Origin of the sequence: Oleidesulfovibrio alaskensis DSM 16109, assembly GCF_000482745.1 — a bacterium.
In the GTDB taxonomy this organism is placed as follows: Bacteria; Desulfobacterota; Desulfovibrionia; order Desulfovibrionales; family Desulfovibrionaceae; genus Oleidesulfovibrio; species Oleidesulfovibrio alaskensis.
The window spans coordinates 120,924-138,918 of record NZ_AXWQ01000007.1 but is presented as its reverse complement, the minus strand read 5'-3'; the positions used below and the strand labels follow the sequence as shown (position 1 = coordinate 138,918).

The following is a 17,995-nucleotide window of genomic DNA, read 5'->3' as shown; positions in this document are numbered from 1 at the left end:
GCATCAGCCCGCCGTACGGCGGATATACCTTTCCGCCTCCAGCGCGGCCACGGTGCCGTCAGACAGGGCCGTGGTTATCTGCCGGTAACGCTTGGGCCGCACGTCACCCGCCGCGAACACGCCGGGCACCGATGTGGCCATCAGGCCGTCAGTGACTACGTAGCCTTGTGCGTCCAGTTCCAGCTGCCCGCGGAAAAGCTGCGTGCTTGGCTCCTGCCCCATGAACACAAATATTCCGTCGCACGGCAGCTGCTGTTCCGAACCGTCTGCACGGGTCAGCGTGACGGACTCAAGAGCATCCGTCCCGTGCAGCTGCGTCACCCGCGTGGAGGTATACATGACTGCACCCTCACGGGCGGCCAGCGCACGCTGCGCCGCGGCCGCGGCAAAAAACCTGTCCTGCGCCTCGATCAGAGTCACCCGTGCCACACCCGTGTCCAGCAGGGCCAGAGCCTCGTCAAATCCGCTGTTGCCGCCGCCCACCACCAGCACGTGCCGGCCCTTGTACGCGCTGCCGTCGCATATGGCACAGTAATGCACCTGACAGCAGTCGCCGGCACAGTCCAGCAGCACCGGCCTGCGCCCCGTGGCGGCAATGACGGCACGGGCCTCATACCGCACATCGTCGGCCACGACAGTTTTGTCTCCGGCCGCGAGTGATATTTCTTCAATGCAGGCGGCCTCTTCCACATCCACCCCCAGCGCGGCCACCTGTTCCGCCATGCGGTCGGCCAGTTCCATGCCGGGTATGCTGATGTAGGACGGCATATTTTCGACAACACGCGTCCAGTTTACCAGCCCGCCGCAGGCATTCTCCTCCAGCAGCGTCACACGCAGCCCCGCGCGGGCGGCGTAAACGGCGGCGGTCATGCCGGCCACCCCGCCGCCCAGTATAAGCACATCAACCTGTCTGGTTTCCATGGTGCTCAGCCATACTCCCCGCGCCGCGGCGCTATACTGAATGATACAGTGTTGTCAGTTCCTTAGGATTCATAAGACCGGTGCGGGTATACACGGCCCGCCCCCCGCGCACGATGACCAGCGACGGCACACGCTCCACGCCGTAGGCTTCCATCACCGCGGGGTCTGCTTCGCTGTCCACGGCCAGCAGTTCCACATCGGGATTTTTGGCGCCGAATTTGGCCAGCACTTTTTCCATATTCTTGCAATGCGGGCACAGTTCCTTGTGAAACAGCACAATACCCTGCGCGGTCTGTTCTATGCGGGCATCAAGATCGCCCGGCGTCACAGTCTGCAAACTCATATACAGCTCCTTGCCGTCATGTTCCGCACGGCAGGTGCCGGGCAATGCAGCCCGCCCCTGCGTGAGAAAAAAACCGCCGCAGCGGTCCGTTATTTATGCACCATTTCCAGAAACCGCGTCACATCGGCAATGCGCACACTGTCTCTGGTAAAATTTTCCAGCACACCCTCTTTTTCAAGATCGCGGATGGCTTTGTACAGCGTGGTGCGATGCACGCCCAGCAGGTTGGCGATATCGCGCATTTTCATGGAAAGTTTCAGTTCGGCGCCATGGGCACCGGATATGCTCTCGCCGCTGGTGACATACAAAAACGTACACAGCCGCTCCGCCACATTCTGCAGTCCCAGCGAGGCGGACTGGTTGCTGAGCGTGCTCACCTTTGCCGCAAACGTGTGCAGCAGCGAACTGACGATTTCCGGATGGTTGGGCAGCAGATCGGCATAGACGCTGTGCCGCGAAAAGCGCCAGATAACCGCAGGCCGCGAACACACAAACGTGCTCAGGATGGGCTGACCGGTAAAAAACGGCGTTTCGCCGAACAGAGTGCCTTCCTCGATGTACATCAGGATCTTTTCCGATCCTTCCATACTGGTACGGATCATGCGCACTTCGCCGGATTCGAGATAAAACAGGCTGTCCACCATTTCTCCGGCGCGGATAATCACTTCGCCCCTGCTGTACCTGCGCGGCGACGCCAGATGCAGCACACCTTTCCATGCGGTGTCCGTGGCGCGTATTCTCCAGAAATCTTCCATGATGTTCTCCGGCGCGCCCTGCGCGCCATGCCCGCCGCGGCAGGCGGCTGCCTGCCGCGGCGGGTTTCTGTCAGGTTGTTCTCAGCTCGCCGATGAACAGCTTGAGCTGCTGCAGCAGCTCTTTCGCTTTTTCCGGCTGTTCGGCGATGATGTTGTTAAGCTGGAACGGATCGTTTTTCCGGTCGTACAGCTCGTCCTGCTGCGGCAATGCCACCTCGGCACCGGGCACACAGGTCCACATCTCTTCCTTGACCTCCAGCTGGGCGGACTGCCTGCCGGCGTTACCGCCCTTGCCGGAACCGTCGTAGAATATCTTGTTCATGGAGTCTGTGTCGATCTCGCGCGTTATCCAATGTATATAGCTGTAATCATGTGTTATAATAGACCATGACATGCCATAGTACCCGGCAATGGCAAAATCGCGCACGGTCTGCGTTTCTCCGCGCATGACCGGAAGCAGGCTGATGCCGTGCATATCTTCCGCATCGTAGGTGCTTATGCTTTCGTGCCCCGCATCATGCAGGGCTTCCGTATTATAGTATCCGAGCGCGTCCATGATGGTGGCCGATATGTCCACGTTCTGCACAAAACTGCTGATACGCTTACCGCCTTTCAGACCGGGGACATGCACCATCAGGGGCACATGCACCAGCTCTTCATAGGGCCACGGACGGCACTTGCGCATGATACCGTGGCCGTGTTCGCCTTCGCCCATGGGCTGTCCGTGGTCCGATGTGACCACAACCATGGTGTTGTCCCACAGCCCCTGTTCTTTCAGAGAATCAAACAGACGGCCCATCCACTTGTCCACCAGAGTCACCTTTTCGGCGTACAGGGCGCGGATATGCCTGCATTCTTCTTCAGTCAGCACACCGGCCACTTCGGACCACGGCGCCAGCAGCAGCGGATTGCCCGTGTAGTCGGGATCGTACGGGCAGGGGCGGCCTTCCCACACCGAAGGCGGATCCCACGGTTCGTGCGGGTCAAAGGAATCAACCCACAAAAAGAACGGACGTTCGGGATCGCGCTTGGTCCGCAGCCAGTCATCACTTTCGCGGGCAACCACAGCCACATAGTTGTCCGCGTCCGACTGCCACTTCTGCCGCTGACGCAGATAGCATTCCGTCTCGCGCAGCAGCGATTTGCCGGAGCTGTCCAGTTCGCCGTCCGCATCACGCGTAAGCCAGTTGGGCGAAACATAGTCTTCCGGCTTGAACTTTTCAGAAAGCGGTACCTTGCTGAAGGTCTCGTGATCCAGTTCGTGCCCGTTGCAGAACCGCACATAGTCAAACCCGCGCGAATAGCCGTATTTGGGCAGCCGCATGGGCGGCGTATCGTATACCAGAGCCGTCTGCACCTCGCGGCACCACAGAATATCGGTCAGCGTGGTATCCTCGGGGTCCAGCGGCTTCCAGCCGCCGTAAGGCAGCGTGTAGCGTCCGGTCATCAGCGCACGGCGCACAGGGATGGTCGGCAGCCCTTCGCTGTAGGCGTTTTCAAAAAGAAAGCCTTCCCCGGCAAAACGGTCCAGATTAGGCGTCTTCACCTCTTTATTGCCGTAGCAGCCCAGATAGTTGAACTGCAGAGTATCCAGCATGATGAAGATGACGTTCTTTATGGATTCTGAAGCCATACTATACACCGGTCTCCCGTTTTTTCATGTTTTGTCAGGCGTTTTCCACCTGTGCGGGTGCACGGCGCACGGGCGAACCGTCGCGCCTGCGCATGCCGATGCCGGTCATGGCGCACAGAATGGAAAACACGGGAACGCCCCAGTTAAGCAAAGCGTACGGGGCAAATTCATAGGCGCTGACACCCAGCACCCCCATTATATAAAATGCGTGCACGCTCCACGGCACCAGCGGGCAGCCAAGCGTACCGGCGTCTTCGCAGGTGCGCGAAAGCACGGAGCGGTGCAGGTCGTTTTCATCGTAGGCATGCAGAAAGGCACGGCCGGGAATAATGGCAGCCAGCATCTGGCTGCCGGTGCCCAGCAGTATGATATATGCGGACCCCAGCGTGGACGCCACAAGCCGCACAGGCGACCTGGAACCGCGCAGCATGGCATCAAGAAGCACTTCCAGCACGCGGGCGCGCTCCAGAATGCCGCCGAAAGCCATACCCGAAGTCAGCAGCAGAATGGTGGGCATGACAGACATAAGCCCCCCGCGCGAAAGCAGCTTGTTAAGCTGTGCCGATTCCGTGGCGGCCTTGTAGCCGGTGGTCAGCTGCTTTGCCAGCACATCCAGCGTGGCGCCGCCTGCCAGCGCGATGAGCAGCGCGCTCAGCAGACATACGCCCATGACCGGCAGCACGGGGTATCTTCTGTAAGCCAGTATCACCATGAGCACCGGAGGAATGAATACCACCGGCGACAGGTTGAAGCCGTTTTCAAGGCCCGCCAGAATGCCGGAAAGGCTTTCCAGACTGCCGGAGGCAGCCGTCTGCGTGGCCCCCAGCAGCATAAAGCCGGCCATGGCCACCAGCGCGGCGGGCACGGTGGTCCACATCATGGAACTGATATGCGTGAAAAGCGGAGTTTCGCAGATGGTGGCGGTAATGTTGGTGGAGTCGGAAACCGGAGACATTTTGTCACCGAAATAGGCTCCGGAAACGATGGCCCCCACGGTCATGGCGGGCGAAAAACCCATCACCCCGCCCACGCCCAGCAGGGCGACACCGATGGTGCCCATGGTGCCGAACGATGTTCCTGTGGCCACAGAAGCAACGGCGCACAGCACAAAAGCCGATGCAAAAAAATACTGCGGAGCGATAAGTTTAAGCCCCCAGTAGATGATGGCCGGAATGGTGCCCGATGCCAGCCACGCGCTGATGGTCATGCCCACCATGACCAGAATGGCCACGGCAAGCTGCACCCTGCCCAGAGACTCCAGCATGCCTTCCTGCAGCTCTTTCCATGTGTAGCCCACAGGCAGGCACATCAATCCGGCCAGCGCCACGGCGGCCAGCAACGGCAGCACGGGCGGGCGCACTCCCACAAAAACGGTTCCGTACAGGATGACGCCCACAGGCAGCGTGAAGCACAGCACGGCCCAGAGCAATCCCGGTCTGGGACCGGCACCGGCGTCCTGCGTGTTTCTGTTGTTAGACCCGCTCATATCCACTCCTCGCGTAGTAAAAGTTGCGCAACATCAACCGGTTCTCCGCACGCGTCCGTGCGGCCGGTCCGCCGCTTTCAGGCAGCTTCCGCGCGCCGGAACAGTCCGGCACCACAGCGCATATCAGTCATTTTATATTCCGCACAAGGGCAATGTGCGCAAGGTGTCCGCCACCATACTACCGCCTGTGTCCGCCGCCTGACAGCATGACAGACTCTAGCGGCACCCGCAGTCCCGCACCGTAGCATTTGCTACAGTCTGCCCTTTTTGTGAAAAAATGCTCACCCGCGCCTCGTGCCATGTGCGCGCCGGACAGAAGCCGACTTAAAAAAATACTGTCTGGTTCCCCGCATTTTCTGTAGTATCCTCAACCATGTGGTATTCCATACGTACAGTTGTTTTCATCATGCTTCTGCTGGCCGTTACGGCGCTGCCGTTTTATGCCGCGCAAAAAACGGAACGGCCGCTGGTGCTTGTATGCGACGTATGGCCACCCTATCAGACCCAGCACGACGGGCGTGTCAACGGGTTTGCCACACGCGTTGTGCACCACGTGCTTAACGGCATGGGGGTGCCGGTAAAAAGCACCAAGGCGTTTCCATGGCAGCGCGCCATGGGCATTTTTCAGGCAGGCGGGGCCGATGTGCTGTTTTCGGCAAACCATACGGCCGACCGGGAGATGTTTGCGCGCTACCCGGAAGAATCTCTGGTGGATTCACCATGGATACTCTGGAGCAGGAAGAAAAACCTGCGCTCGCTTGACGACCTGCGGGGGCTTAAAATCGGTGTTGTAAGCGGTTACAGCTATACTCTGGAATTCTGGGACTACATCGAGACCCACTGCGTGGTGGAAAAGGTGCATTCCGACGCCATCAACTTTAAAAAACTGGCCATGGGCCGGCTGGACGCCATTGCCGCGGAATACGGCAACGGGCGGCATGTGCTGAACTCCCTCCACCTAAAGGGAATCAGACCGCATACCGATATTGTAGTAAAGACTGACGGTCTGTACGCCATCTTCAACAAAAACACCGTGACAGAAAAATTTGTACAGGAGTTTTCCTTCCGGCTGAAGGAGTACAAAGCGTCAGAAGGGTACCGGGATCTGTACCGGGCATACTTCATGCCCGGGCAGGAGTGACCACCCTGCAGATCCGGAGCCGCAGGCAGACAGATGATAACCTGTTGTTCCGCCGCCGGAGCCGACATATCCGCGCAGCCTGCGGAGTTATCATTGCCGCCGGGCTCACCTGACAGCACGCTTATTTTTTCTGTGCACATGCACATTCCGGAGGATTCAGCATGAAGGGAACCATATCGCTCAAGACCAAAATGATCGCGTTCTGCCTTGCCATCGGGCTTCTGCCGTTCATCGGCATGGGGTATTACGCCTTCACATCAGCTTCAGACAAACTCGAAGAACAGTATTTCGGTCAGCTTACCTCGCTCAGGGCAATCAAGCAGCATGCCGCGCAGGAAATCATCCGCTCATGGAACAACGAAATACTGCAGCTGGCACGCAGCACGGCGGCTGCGGATTTTCTTTCACGCTTCATCATGTATGCCGAAACACCGGATGCAAACACGGCATCAGGCCTTGATATCACCTCCGCTGCATATACCCGCCTGCACAAACGCGCGGTGCCGCACTTTGAAAACTATGTGCTCGAAAAAGGCTATTACGACCTTTTTCTGGTGGATGGAAAAGGACGCATTCTTTTTACACAGGCCAGAGAATCAGACCTGGGACAAAGTCTGACACAGGGACCGCTTGCCGGCAGCAGCATAGCGCAGGCATGGCAGACCGCACAGCAGAGCGATATAGGCTTTGCCGATTTCCGGCCCTATGCCCCCTCAAACGGAGAGCCCGCCGCCTTCATCGCCAGAAAGATGGAAAACAGAAGCGGCATTGAGGGCACCGTCATCCTGCAGATACCCCTCGACCGCATCAACGCGCTCATGCAGCTGCGCGACGGCATGGGTCAAACGGGTGAAACCTATCTTGTAGGTCAGGACAAGCTGATGCGCTCGGATTCATTCCTTGAACCGGAATTTCATTCCGTTGCCGGATCATTCCGCAATCCGCAGAAAGGCAAGGTGGATACCGAAGCATCACGCAGCGCGCTTGAGGGCAGGTCCGGCACACGCATCATCACCGACTACAACGGCAATCCGGTGTTGTCGTCATTCGCACCGCTGGAAGTGCTGTCCGGCGTAAAATGGGGCATCATCGCCGAAATAGACGAGGCTGAAGCCTTTGCCGGCGTAACGGCACTGCGCAACGCCCTTTTCATCGCCGGTGCGGGCATACTGCTGCTGGTCACCGCCACCACACTGTTCATCCTCAGGCGCGAGCTCATCTCTCCGCTTTCCATCATCGAACATTACGCCAGCGACGTGGCCGGCGGCAATCTGGATGCGCAGGTAAGCGGCTCATTCTCGCCCGAAATAGCCTCCATGCAACATTCCATTGCCACCATGGTGGGATCGCTGAAAGAAAAAATGGCCGAGGCCAACGCCAAAAGCAAAGAAGCCTCGCTACAGGCCGACAATGCGCAGCAGGCTCTGGAGCAGGCCAGAGAGCAGCAGGCCCGCGTGGCCAAGCTTGTGGAACATATGCAGGAACTTTCCGGCCGGGCAAACAATATTGCCGAACGCATGTCATCAGCCGCCGACGAACTGACCGCACAGGTCGATCAGGTAAGCAACGGTGCCTCCATACAGCGCGACAGAATGCAGGAAACAGCCACCGCCATGGAACAGATAAACGCCACGGTGAACGAGGTGGCCCAGAACTCGACACTGGCCGCCACCAGCTCTTCCGAAGCACGGGACCGCGCACAGGACGGGGCGGGCATCGTGCAGCAGGCCATCGAGGCCATAGATCAGGTTAACACCACTGCTCTGTCGCTCAAGGACAGCATGCGGTCGCTGGGCGAACAGGCCGATTCCATCGGACAGGTGATGACCGTTATCAGCGATATAGCCGACCAGACAAACCTGCTGGCGCTCAACGCGGCCATTGAAGCCGCACGCGCCGGTGATGCGGGACGCGGCTTTGCCGTTGTGGCCGATGAAGTGCGCAAACTGGCAGAAAAAACCATGAGCGCCACCAAGGAAGTGGGCGACCGCATCAGCAGCATTCAGCAGGCCGCAGGCAAAAACATTGAAAGCATGGACAAGGCCGTGGCCGCCATCCAGCAGGCCACAGGCAAAGCGAACGACTCCGGCGCGGCGCTGGACTCCATTGTCACCGTGGCGGACGGCACTGCACTGCAGGTTTCCAGCATCGCCACCGCAGCCGAAGAACAGGCCGCGGCCATGGAGCAGATAAACCGCTCGGTGGAAGAGGTGACCATGATAGTCAGCGAAACCACCGAAGGCATGATGCAGGCGGCGGAAGCAGTGCAGGAACTGGCCACGCAGGCCAACGAACTGCGTTCGCTCATCCAGTCGCTGGAAGAAGCCGGAAAAACAGCATGAACTGCACGCAAACAGCAGCGTAAAGCGCCTGCACCCGCGTGATGAACCGCACACAGGTGCAATCCGGCAGACCCCGCACAAAAAAACAGACAGGCCGCCCCGTACGGGGCGGCCTGAACGCTTTTTCCGCCCGTGTGCATGCAAAGCGCCGCTTCCGGCAAAGCCGGAATCTCCCGCAGGCATTCTTTTCAGGCACAAGGCAGAGCCAGTGTATCGCAATACGATTGACCCGTTGCCGCAGCACGCACTGCCGCCACCCCGCAGGCGCACGCTTAAACGCAAAAGAGACCGGCGCCCCCGCAGGCGGACAGCGGGTTCCGCGCGGGCAGGATGCCGTGCGGCATTCCCCTGCCTCCCGCGCCGGAGTCCGGTTCACAAACCGTCACAGCGTCAGGAAGCGGAGCCCTCTTTCTGCTGTCTGCCTTCATGTTCCGCGCCGCCGGAAACCTGATCAAGAATTCCCAGCAGCCTTCTGGCACGTTTATCCATGCGGTCCCCTCCCGAAGCCAGTTTTTCAAGCTCGACCCGCGCCTGCTGCCAGTCCCCGTCATTCCACGCCATCACGGCCAGCATCCAGCGGGCCTTGCGCGCCAGACGCCCCCCGCCTGCTGCCAGATCGCCAAAAACAACCGCAGCCTCGGCCTTTTTTTCCATACGCAGCAGTATCTGCCCTTTTCTGAAACGGCGGTCATCAGTGGGGGCCTGTTCCAAGGCCTTCTGCGCATGTTCCAGCGCAGCGGGCAGATCGCCTCCGCGGGCCAGCGAATGTGCCAGATTGTCCAGCATTTCCGGAGTCGGCGGAGCTTCACCCACCGCGCGGGCCCCCAGAGAGGGAGCCCCCAGCGAACAATACAGCGAAGCAAGCTGGGCTGATTCGCGGCTGCTGGGCGGTGCAAGTTTGTGCGCTATCTCATAGGTTGCCGCAGCCTTGTCGCGCAGTCCCTGCCGGTAATAAACAAGGCCCAGCATGCGCCACACCTTGGCATCTTCAGGGTACACCCGCACTGCGGCGCGCAGTCCCTGCGCCGCTTCCTGCAATTTGTCCTGCCGCATAAGGCACTGGGCAAGCAGAATATGCCAGTCGGCTTTCGCTTCCGCCCTGCCCGTAAGAGGGCGCAGTACGGCGGCGGCCCTGCCGTACTGTTCGCCGCGGGCCAGAAACACCGCGGCCGAATATGCCAGATACGTTTTGGCCTCTCCCGAAAGCGCATACGCCTTCAAAAAGGCGTCGGCAGCCTCAAGCGGCTTTCCGGCCCGGTACAACGCCGTGCCCAGCATCTGGGCCAGCGACCCGCTGTCGGCATACTCTCCGGCGCCTTCACGCAGCACGGAAACCGCCAGGTCTTCGCGTTTCATCTCCAGCAGCACGGCCCCGTACAGCTCGTACGCGTACTGATGCCTGTCCGAATAACGGCGGAAGTACACGGCCATCTTTTCTGCGGCCATATCGTGACGGCCTTTGTCCGCAAGCCGCTTGGCTTCCGTGAATATCTCGTATTCCATGGCCGTCACGGAGCGGACGCCCGCCAACGCGCTGTCGCACAGCACCGGCAGCATTGTGCATACAGCCACGCACAGCACCGCCAACCGCATCTGCCGCGCCGGGGTGTGCCACAATCGTTCAAGCATGGCATATCCGGTCATAACCACCTCCATGCCCTTTACTGGTGCAGTGAAAAGGTAAAAGGCTGCTCGGCAATGCACTGCACGGCCCTGCCGTCTTTGCGGCAGGGTACAAAACGCCACCGCAGCACCGTTTCCACGGCGGCCTCATGAAACGTCCGGGTATCGTCTTCCGCATACACGGGAGTCGCCTGTTTCACCGTTCCGTCCTCAGCCAGCAGAATGCGCACCACCACGGTGCATTCACGCCCCAGACGTTTTTCCTGCATCGGATACAGCGGGGCCGGCGCATAAAGCGGGCGCGGCTGTTCATCAACCTCGCCCAGCGTAAAGGCACCGCCCGACGGCGCCGACAACCCGCCGGCCGAAGCCACGGAAGGGACTCCGCTCAGCGGCACGGTGCCTGCCAGCTCGGGCGCGAAATCCATTTCCATGGAGGGCATGTCCATTTCCAACTGCGGCGAATCAAGAGACACATCCATTTCTGACATCTTTTCAAGGGGCTGCACCTGCTGCACATCGCGGGTGGCATAGGTCTCGGTCTCGCGTACCGGAGCTTCGGTAAACGAAGACAGCCTGACCGCGCCATGCACCACAGGCTCATCTGTCACCACGCGGGGAGCAGTTCCTGCCAGCAGGAAAAGCAGCAGCAACAGCGTGACCCCCACTCCGCCGCCCACGGCCGCCATCCGCACGCACCAATCCGTCATGGCGCATCCTTGGTGGCCACGCTCACATCGCGCACTCCGGCCTGACGGCACAGGTCGATGGCGCGCACCAGCACACCGGAACTGGACTGCACATCGGCAGCCACAATCACCGCAAGGTTGTCTTTTTCCGCCAGCAGCCCCGCCATGCGCGACTCCAGCGAGCGGATATCAACACTTTCACCTTCCATCCACAGCACGTTGTCGCTGTCTATGGCCACAACCACCTGCACCTGACGGCCTTCGCCCGTAGCCGCAGCGGGACGTTCCACCACCACGCCGGATTCTTTGATAAAACTTGTGGATACAATAAAAAAGATCAGCAAAATGAAAACCATGTCGATCATGGGTGTCAGATCGATATCGTTGACCACTTCATCCTGTGTCGTACCGCGCCATCTCATTGTATATCTCCTTGCCCGGAACAGGCGGGCGCCGTCCGGCCCGATGCTTCTGCGGCCCGCAGCGAAACGGAACGCAGCGCATTACGCAGCTTGCGGCTTTTACGGTACAGAATGCCGCCCGCAAGCAGGCTGGGAATGGCTACCAGCAGGCCGCCCTGCGTGGTCACCAGCGCTTTTGAAATACCGCCGGTCAGTGCGGCGTTGTCTGCGCTGCCCGCCTCTGCCAGCGCACGGAATGTACCCACCATACCTTCCACCGTGCCCAGCAGCCCCAGCAAAGGCGCCAGCGACGAAAGCAGCAGAATGGTGCCCACATTTTTTGTCACCTGCCGCAGCACCATATCCATACGGGCCCGCACAATACGCCGCCGCAACCGCAGGCTGAGCCCGCCATGACGCAGCCCGCGGCAAAAAACGGCATGTGCGGCGACAAGCCCCGCCGCACCTGCCGCCGTCGGAGCGGGGCATCCGTCATCCTGCTGCCCGGCGGCAGCGCCGGTGCATGCAGTGCCGCGCGCGGCATCGCGCAGGGCCACCGCCGTCAGAATGATCAGCGTCCACACCCAGACGCACAGCACCCCCAGCAACGCCAGAATACCGGCGCCGGAAGAAAGCGAAGCAAGACCGCTCATGAAGCCTTCGGAAAAGATACCCGGCATCATTGCTGCCTCCCGCTGCTCCCCGCCGCGATGAGCGATGTTCCGGCGGCTTCCATGTCCAGCATCACCGTGTTGACTCTGCGGGTCAGAAAATGGTGGCAGAGCAGCAGGGGAATGGCCACCAGAAGGCCCGCCTCCGTTGTGAGCAACGCTTCGGATATCCCTGCGGAAAGCAGCTTGGGATCGCCGTTGCCGTGCGCCGTGATAATCCGGAACGTCTGGATGATGCCTGACACCGTACCCAGCAGACCAAGCAGAGGAGATATGGCGGCAAGCACGCGTATGGTCTGCAGAAAACGCTCAAGGGGCGGCAGTTCTTCAAGCACCGCCTGTTCCAGACGGCGCTCCATCTGTTCGGCATCATCCGGTGTGCCGCCCGGCGTGCACATACGCCGGACCACTCGTTCCGCCGGAGTACGCCCGGCCTGTGCAGTCATGTTCCGGTCCCCGTGCAGCACCTGCTCCACGGCCTGCCTGCCGTTGGCACGCACCCTGCCCAGCGTCACGCACCGCTCTGCCACCAGCAGCAGTCCCACCACGCCTATGAGCATAATGGGCCACAGAAACATGCCGCCGTCCATGACAGCCGTCAGCATGGTATGCCGCGCAGGGGGGTCAGCCAGAACTCTGCCGCCGGTGACATCCGCCGGAAGAGGTACCGGCCCTTTTCCGGTACCGCTCACGGCCTGCGCAATCATGCCGGACTCGGCACTGTCCGGCCGGTAGGCAAAAGCCTGAGGCGCATCAGCACCGCGCACTCTTGTAAGAAAACCTGTTTCGTCACCCGCGGCATATGCAGCCTGAAACGCGCCATAATGCAGCACCTGCGCTTCAACCAGACTGCCGTCGCGGATATGCACAGGCTGCCGCACCACGGCCATGCGGCCTCCCGCCTCCACGGACAGCAGCATGGAGTGCAGCAGCAGTCTGACTTCCTCCAGCGAAGGAAAATGTTCCGGAGCGGTCATGCCCTCCAGCGCACCGCGCCAGCCTTCCGCCATGCCGGGAACATCATATATGGGGCCGGATTCCAGCAGCAGGGCAGCATTGTCGCGCACGGCACTGCGTATTTTGCGCATGGCCTCCTGCCTGCCGCCCAGTTCAGCGGTCAGTTCGGCTTCGCGGGCTCTCAGGCCGGCCAGTTCGGTCTCCAGCCTTCCGGCATGTTCACGCGCTGCCGCGGCATCGCGCTTCACACGCTGCAGGGTTTCCTTCAGCTCTTTGCGCTGCGCGTCTATGGAGCGCCGGACCTCCTCCACATTTTCCACAGTCTCGCGCCGCATCTGCGAAACATCCTCGGCCACGCGCCCGAGTACGGGTTTTTCCTGCCTTTCGGCGCCGTATACAGGCCATGCGGCCAGCACCACCAGCATCACTGCCGTTAACAAACGCCGCATTACCGCACCTCCCCGAAAGGCAACACCGGCAGCGAGAACGCACTGCCCGATTCCGTCATTTCCGCAGCCTCACGCAGCGAATCCAGATACACGTCTTCCACGGGTACAAACCCCGCGGCACGGGTCCAGCGCCATGCGGCGGAACCGTCCGGCGACAGCGCATACAGCCCTGCGCGTCCCGTCCTCAGCAACTGCACACGGCGGGAAACGCCCTGCACGTCTATCTGCGCGGCGGCCAGTTCCACACCCCGGCCGTAGCCGAGTTCCGCCTGCAACGCCTCCAGCACTCTGCGCAGCTTTTCCGCTCCGCCCAGTTCATAGTCATTCATGCTTGCATGCAGAAACCGCAGACGCTGGTCCCGCTCCTGCTGCAGAAAAGGCATATCCTGCCGCACAAAGTTTTCCAGCGCCTCCACGCTTTCCACCAGCGAACCCTCAAGCTCTGTCTCCATGCGCACCAGCTCGTCACGGGTTTTCGTCAGCTCATCCACACGGCTGCGGGCCGTATCCACATAACGGGTAAAAGTATTTACCTGCAGCGCGTACCACGCCTCTTCCAGACGCGCCTGCCGCAGTTCTTCCTGCAGCAGGGCCTGCTCGCGCTCCCATTCGGAGCCGCGTTCATGCGCTGCTTTTTCTATGGCGATGGCCGATGTCACTGTATCCAGCAGTGCATCCGGTGACGCCGGGGCCGCCAGAGCGCGGCAGCCGCCCCACATAACAACAAGGCACAGGGCCAATGCCGCGCAGCCCGTCGGAACGGCGCGGTTCATCATGATACGGTTCATCCGGTTATTCCTCCCGCCGCACTCTGCAGCCCCGCCGGAGCGGCCTCGAGCAGGCGGCGTGTATAAGCATGCCGCGGTGCGGCAAACACTGTTGCAGTATCGCCGGCCTCAACCACCTGCCCGCCCTGCATCACCAGCACCCGATGGCAGATGCGGCGCACAAGCGACAGGTCGTGCGCTATGAAAATTCCCGCCATGCCGTGGCGCTGCTGCAGAGCGCGCAGCAGACGCACCACCTGAAACTGCGTGTTGCGGTCCAGCGAGGAAGTAGGCTCGTCAAAAACGATGCACCCCGGCTGCATGACCAGCGCCCGTGCCAGACACACACGCTGGCATTGCCCGCCGGAAAACTCATGCGGATACCGGTGCCGCATGGCGGGATCCAGTTCCACTTCACGCATGGCCCTGATGACGCGCTCTTCTGTTTCGGCACGGGAAAGTTCTCCGCGGGCATGCAGCCCTTCGGCAATGCATTCCTGCACACTCAGTCTGGGATTAAGCGCGGCCAGCGGATCCTGAAAAACTATCTGCAGACGGCTGCGGCGCGGGCGCAGCTGTTTTTCATCCAGCGTGTGCAGCGGGGCGCCTTCAAACAAAATGCTGCCCTGCGACCTTATAAGGCGCAGTACGGCAAGCCCCAGCGAAGACTTGCCCGAACCGCTTTCACCCACCACGCCCAGACATTCGCCGCGGCGCACCGTAAACGATACATCGCGCACCGCATGGTGATAACGGCGGGGCGTAAAGGGCAGTGCCTGTCCGGCGGGGTAGCGTACGTCCAGCCCCTGCACACGCAGCACTTCCGGCGCTGCGGCATCGACCGGCACGGGCTGTTCGTCGGCCCCGCTGTCCAGCAGCATGCGTGTATACGGGTGCTGCGGGGCGGCAAACACACGTTCCGCAGGGCCGGACTCCACAACGCAGCCGTCCTGCATGACGCACAGGTCATCGGCCAGAAGCCGCATCATGGGCAGATCGTGGCTGATAACCACCAGCGACAGCCCCAGTGAGGCGCGCAGCGCCAGCAGCAGATCAATGACCTGACGCTGCACGGCGGCATCCAGCGCCGTAGTGGGTTCGTCGGCAATAAGGATTTCCGGCCCGCCCGCCAGAGCCATGGCCAGCATGGCGCGCTGCCGCTGTCCGCCCGAAAGCTGATGCGGAAACGAATCCATGATGCGCTGCGGCTCGTCCATGCCTGCCTGCTCCAGCAGCGAAGCCACCCTGCGGCGGATCCGGGCTGTTTTCCAGCCGCTGTGTACAGCCAGTGTTTCGCCGATCTGTCTGCCGATGCGGTGCAGCGGATTAAAGCTGCTCAGCGGATCCTGAAACAGCATGGCTATGCGTCTGCCGCGCAGCAGACGCATGGCGTCGTCATCCAGTCCGGCCAGATTGTTGCCGCCGTATTCAATGGTGCCGCCGCAGATGCGCGCCCCGGCGGGCAGCAGCCCCATAAGGGCCCGTGCCGTAAGCGATTTGCCTGAACCGCTCTCGCCCACTATGCCCAGCACCCTGCCGCGGCGCAGGCAAAAGCTGACCCCCCGCACCACGTCCTGTCCGGTTCCGCCCGTTTTTTCCGCTTCCGCGGCGGGACCGTCAAAGCGGATACGCAGCCCCTCCACGGCCAGCAGCACGTCATTGTCTGCCTGTGTCATGATTTTTTCCCTCCGTTGGGATCAAACGCATCGCGCACGGCCTCGCCGATGAAAACCAGCAGACACAACAGCGTGCCCAGCACGCCGAATGCGGTCAGCCCTATCCACGGAGCCTGAAGATTGTTTTTGCCCTGTGCCAGCAGTTCGCCCAGCGACGGCGATCCCGGCGGCATGCCGAATCCGATGAAGTCGAGCGAAGTGAGCGTGGTCACGGCCCCGCTGAAAATGAACGGCAGGTAGCTGATGGTGGCCACCATGGCGTTGGGCAGTATGTGACGGAACATGATGGTCGAATCGCGCACGCCGATGGCGCGTGCCGCCCGTACATAATCAAGCTGGCGGCAGCGCAGAAATTCGGCGCGCACCACATGCACCAGCCCCATCCAGCTGAAAAGCAGCATTACGCCCAGCAGCGACCAGAACCCCATGGTGACGATGCTGGACAGAATGATAAGCAGATACAGCACCGGCATGCCTGACCAGATTTCCATGAAACGCTGAAACACCAGATCAACCGCGCCGCCGTAGTACCCCTGCACCGCTCCGGCAGTAATGCCCACAGCGGAGCTGACAAGGCACAGCCCGAAGCCGAACAGAATGGACAGACGGAACCCGTAAAGCACCCGGGCCACAATATCGCGGCCCTGATCATCAGTACCCAGCCAGTTCTGGGCGGAAGGCGGTGCCGGATACAGCTCGGCCGCATAGTTGACGGTATCGTACGAAAAACGCACAGGCGGCCAGATCATGAATCCGTGTCCGCGTATCGCTTCACTGACAGCGGGGTCTCTGTAGTCGGCTTCCACGGGCAGTACGCCGCCGAACTGCGTTTCCTGATAGCTTTTAAAAACAGGGACGAACCATTCGCCCTTGTACGAGACCAGCAGCGGTTTGTCGTTGGCTACCAGCTCGGCGCACATGCTCAGTGCAAAAAAGACCGCCAGCACCCACAGCGAATACCAGCCGCGCCGGTGTGCACGGAAAGCCGCAAGCTTGCGCACGGTATGGGGAGAAAGCTCAGCCACGGGCCACCCCCCTGCCGCCGAAGGTTATCCGCGGATCCACCAGCGAGTAGGTGATATCCGTAATGATGCGCGTCAGCAGCCCCAGCAGGGTGAACATGTACAGCGTGGCAAACATGACCGGATAATCCCGCGTCATGGCCGCTTCAAACCCCAGCAACCCCAGCCCGTTAAGCGAAAAGATGACTTCGATGAGCACAGAGCCGGTGAAGAACATGTGGATGAACGTACCGGGAAAGCCGGCAATGACAATCAGCATGGCATTGCGGAACACATGGCCGTACAGCACCTGCCGCATGGTCAGTCCCTTGGCCAGTGCCGTAGCCGTGTACTGCCGGTGTATCTCGTCCAGAAACGAGTTTCTGGTCAGCGTGGTCAGCGTGGCAAAACCACCTATGACCAGCGATGTCAGCGGCAGCGCAAGATGCGAAAAATAATCGCCTATCTTCTGCCACAGGGTCATCTGGGCAAAATCGGGCGAAACAAGCCCCCGCAGCGGAAAGATGTTCCAGTAGCTGCCGCCGGCAAACAGCACCACCAGCAGCACGGCAAACAGAAACCCGGGTATGGCGTCGCCGATGACCACCAGTGTGCCCGTAACCGCGTCAAACCTGCTACCGTGTCTGACGGCACGCCGGATACCCAGAGGAATGGACACAAAGTATATGATGAGCGTACTCCAGAGTCCCAGCGAGATGGACACCGGCAGGGCGTCGCCCAGCAGCTGCATGACGCTGCGCCCTTTGAAAAAGCTGTCGCCGAAGTCAAAGGTCAGGTAGTTCCTGAGCATAAGCCAGAAACGCTCGTGCACGGGTCTGTCAAACCCGTACATGCGTCTGACGGCCTCGACCACTTCAGGCGACAGACCGCGCTGCCCCTTGTAAAGCCCGTCGCCCTGTGCGGCACTGCCGCCATCAAGCTGCGGGGTGGCTATACCTGTATCGCCCGACTCGCCGCCCACCCTTTCCATGAACACCGAATCCGCACCTTCAAGCCGGAGCAGGTACTGCTCCACAGGCCCGCCCGGTGCCGACTGGATGACAAAGAAATTCAGGGCGATTATTCCGAAAAACGTAGGCACAAGCAGTGCCAGTCTGCGCAGGATATACGCGGCCATGG

At 60.7% G+C, this 17,995-nt stretch carries 16 protein-coding genes; 2 read left to right on the top strand and 14 right to left on the bottom strand.

Annotated elements, in window-relative coordinates:
* Positions 1-3: 3 nt before the first annotated feature.
* From H586_RS0107325 to H586_RS0107305, 5 genes are all read right to left on the bottom strand, one after another.
* Positions 4-963 (bottom strand): NAD(P)/FAD-dependent oxidoreductase, encoded by a 960-nt coding sequence (locus H586_RS0107325; protein ID WP_267878768.1) that lies wholly within the window; start codon positions 961-963, stop codon positions 4-6.
* The gene (locus H586_RS0107320) at positions 953-1,264 is read right to left on the bottom strand and encodes a thioredoxin family protein (RefSeq protein WP_027181715.1); all 312 of its coding nucleotides are present in this window, start codon (positions 1,262-1,264) and stop codon (positions 953-955) included. Before H586_RS0107320 ends, H586_RS0107325 begins: the two co-directional genes overlap by 11 nt.
* Positions 1,265-1,353: 89 nt before the next feature.
* A complete protein-coding gene (locus tag H586_RS0107315; RefSeq protein WP_011366591.1) occupies positions 1,354-2,019 on the bottom strand; it encodes a Crp/Fnr family transcriptional regulator in 666 nt (221 codons plus the stop codon).
* A 70-nt stretch (positions 2,020-2,089) separates the two neighbouring features.
* Entirely contained in the window at positions 2,090-3,652 is a 1,563-nt protein-coding gene (locus H586_RS0107310) for a sulfatase family protein (protein ID WP_027181713.1), read from the bottom strand.
* A gap of 34 nt (positions 3,653-3,686) precedes the next feature.
* Entirely contained in the window at positions 3,687-5,138 is a 1,452-nt protein-coding gene (locus H586_RS0107305; RefSeq protein WP_011366589.1) for a Na+/H+ antiporter NhaC family protein, read from the bottom strand.
* A gap of 373 nt (positions 5,139-5,511) precedes the next feature.
* On the opposite strand from H586_RS0107305, the gene H586_RS0107300 reads away from it, so the two are divergent.
* Positions 5,512-6,279, top strand: coding sequence for a substrate-binding periplasmic protein (locus H586_RS0107300; protein WP_027181711.1), 768 nt, complete (start codon positions 5,512-5,514; stop codon positions 6,277-6,279).
* A gap of 161 nt (positions 6,280-6,440) precedes the next feature.
* Positions 6,441-8,621, top strand: a complete 2,181-nt coding sequence (locus tag H586_RS0107290) for a methyl-accepting chemotaxis protein (RefSeq protein WP_027181710.1) — start codon at positions 6,441-6,443, stop codon at positions 8,619-8,621.
* A 390-nt stretch (positions 8,622-9,011) separates the two neighbouring features.
* Here H586_RS0107290 and H586_RS0107285 read toward each other — a convergent pair whose 3' ends face one another.
* From H586_RS0107285 to H586_RS0107245, 9 genes are read right to left on the bottom strand one after another with little or no spacing between them, the layout of a single operon-like run.
* On the bottom strand, positions 9,012-10,250 hold the full coding sequence (locus H586_RS0107285; RefSeq protein ID WP_162147961.1) for a tetratricopeptide repeat protein: 1,239 nt from the start codon (positions 10,248-10,250) through the stop codon (positions 9,012-9,014).
* A 32-nt stretch (positions 10,251-10,282) separates the two neighbouring features.
* Entirely contained in the window at positions 10,283-10,954 is a 672-nt protein-coding gene (locus H586_RS0107280; RefSeq protein WP_011366585.1) for an energy transducer TonB, read from the bottom strand.
* Positions 10,951-11,355: an ExbD/TolR family protein gene (locus tag H586_RS0107275; RefSeq protein WP_011366584.1), complete on the bottom strand. Its 405-nt coding sequence runs from the start codon at positions 11,353-11,355 to the stop codon at positions 10,951-10,953. The genes H586_RS0107280 and H586_RS0107275 overlap by 4 nt, the downstream gene beginning before the upstream one ends.
* The gene (locus H586_RS20000; protein WP_011366583.1) at positions 11,352-12,017 is read right to left on the bottom strand and encodes a MotA/TolQ/ExbB proton channel family protein; all 666 of its coding nucleotides are present in this window, start codon (positions 12,015-12,017) and stop codon (positions 11,352-11,354) included. The genes H586_RS0107275 and H586_RS20000 overlap by 4 nt, the downstream gene beginning before the upstream one ends.
* Positions 12,014-13,411 (bottom strand): MotA/TolQ/ExbB proton channel family protein, encoded by a 1,398-nt coding sequence (locus H586_RS19995; protein ID WP_051363918.1) that lies wholly within the window; start codon positions 13,409-13,411, stop codon positions 12,014-12,016. The genes H586_RS20000 and H586_RS19995 overlap by 4 nt, the downstream gene beginning before the upstream one ends.
* Complete coding sequence (locus tag H586_RS0107260; protein WP_027181708.1) at positions 13,411-14,199, bottom strand: DUF3450 domain-containing protein; 789 nt, start codon at positions 14,197-14,199, stop codon at positions 13,411-13,413. Before H586_RS0107260 ends, H586_RS19995 begins: the two co-directional genes overlap by 1 nt.
* Positions 14,196-15,854, bottom strand: a complete 1,659-nt coding sequence (locus H586_RS0107255; protein ID WP_027181707.1) for an ABC transporter ATP-binding protein — start codon at positions 15,852-15,854, stop codon at positions 14,196-14,198. The genes H586_RS0107260 and H586_RS0107255 overlap by 4 nt, the downstream gene beginning before the upstream one ends.
* Positions 15,851-16,879 (bottom strand): ABC transporter permease, encoded by a 1,029-nt coding sequence (locus H586_RS0107250; protein WP_027181706.1) that lies wholly within the window; start codon positions 16,877-16,879, stop codon positions 15,851-15,853. Before H586_RS0107250 ends, H586_RS0107255 begins: the two co-directional genes overlap by 4 nt.
* Positions 16,872-17,993 carry a microcin C ABC transporter permease YejB gene (locus tag H586_RS0107245; RefSeq protein ID WP_011366578.1) on the bottom strand — a complete coding sequence of 374 codons (1,122 nt, stop codon included), beginning with the start codon at positions 17,991-17,993 and terminating at the stop codon, positions 16,872-16,874. The genes H586_RS0107250 and H586_RS0107245 overlap by 8 nt, the downstream gene beginning before the upstream one ends.
* Between the last annotated feature and the right edge of the window lie 2 nt (positions 17,994-17,995).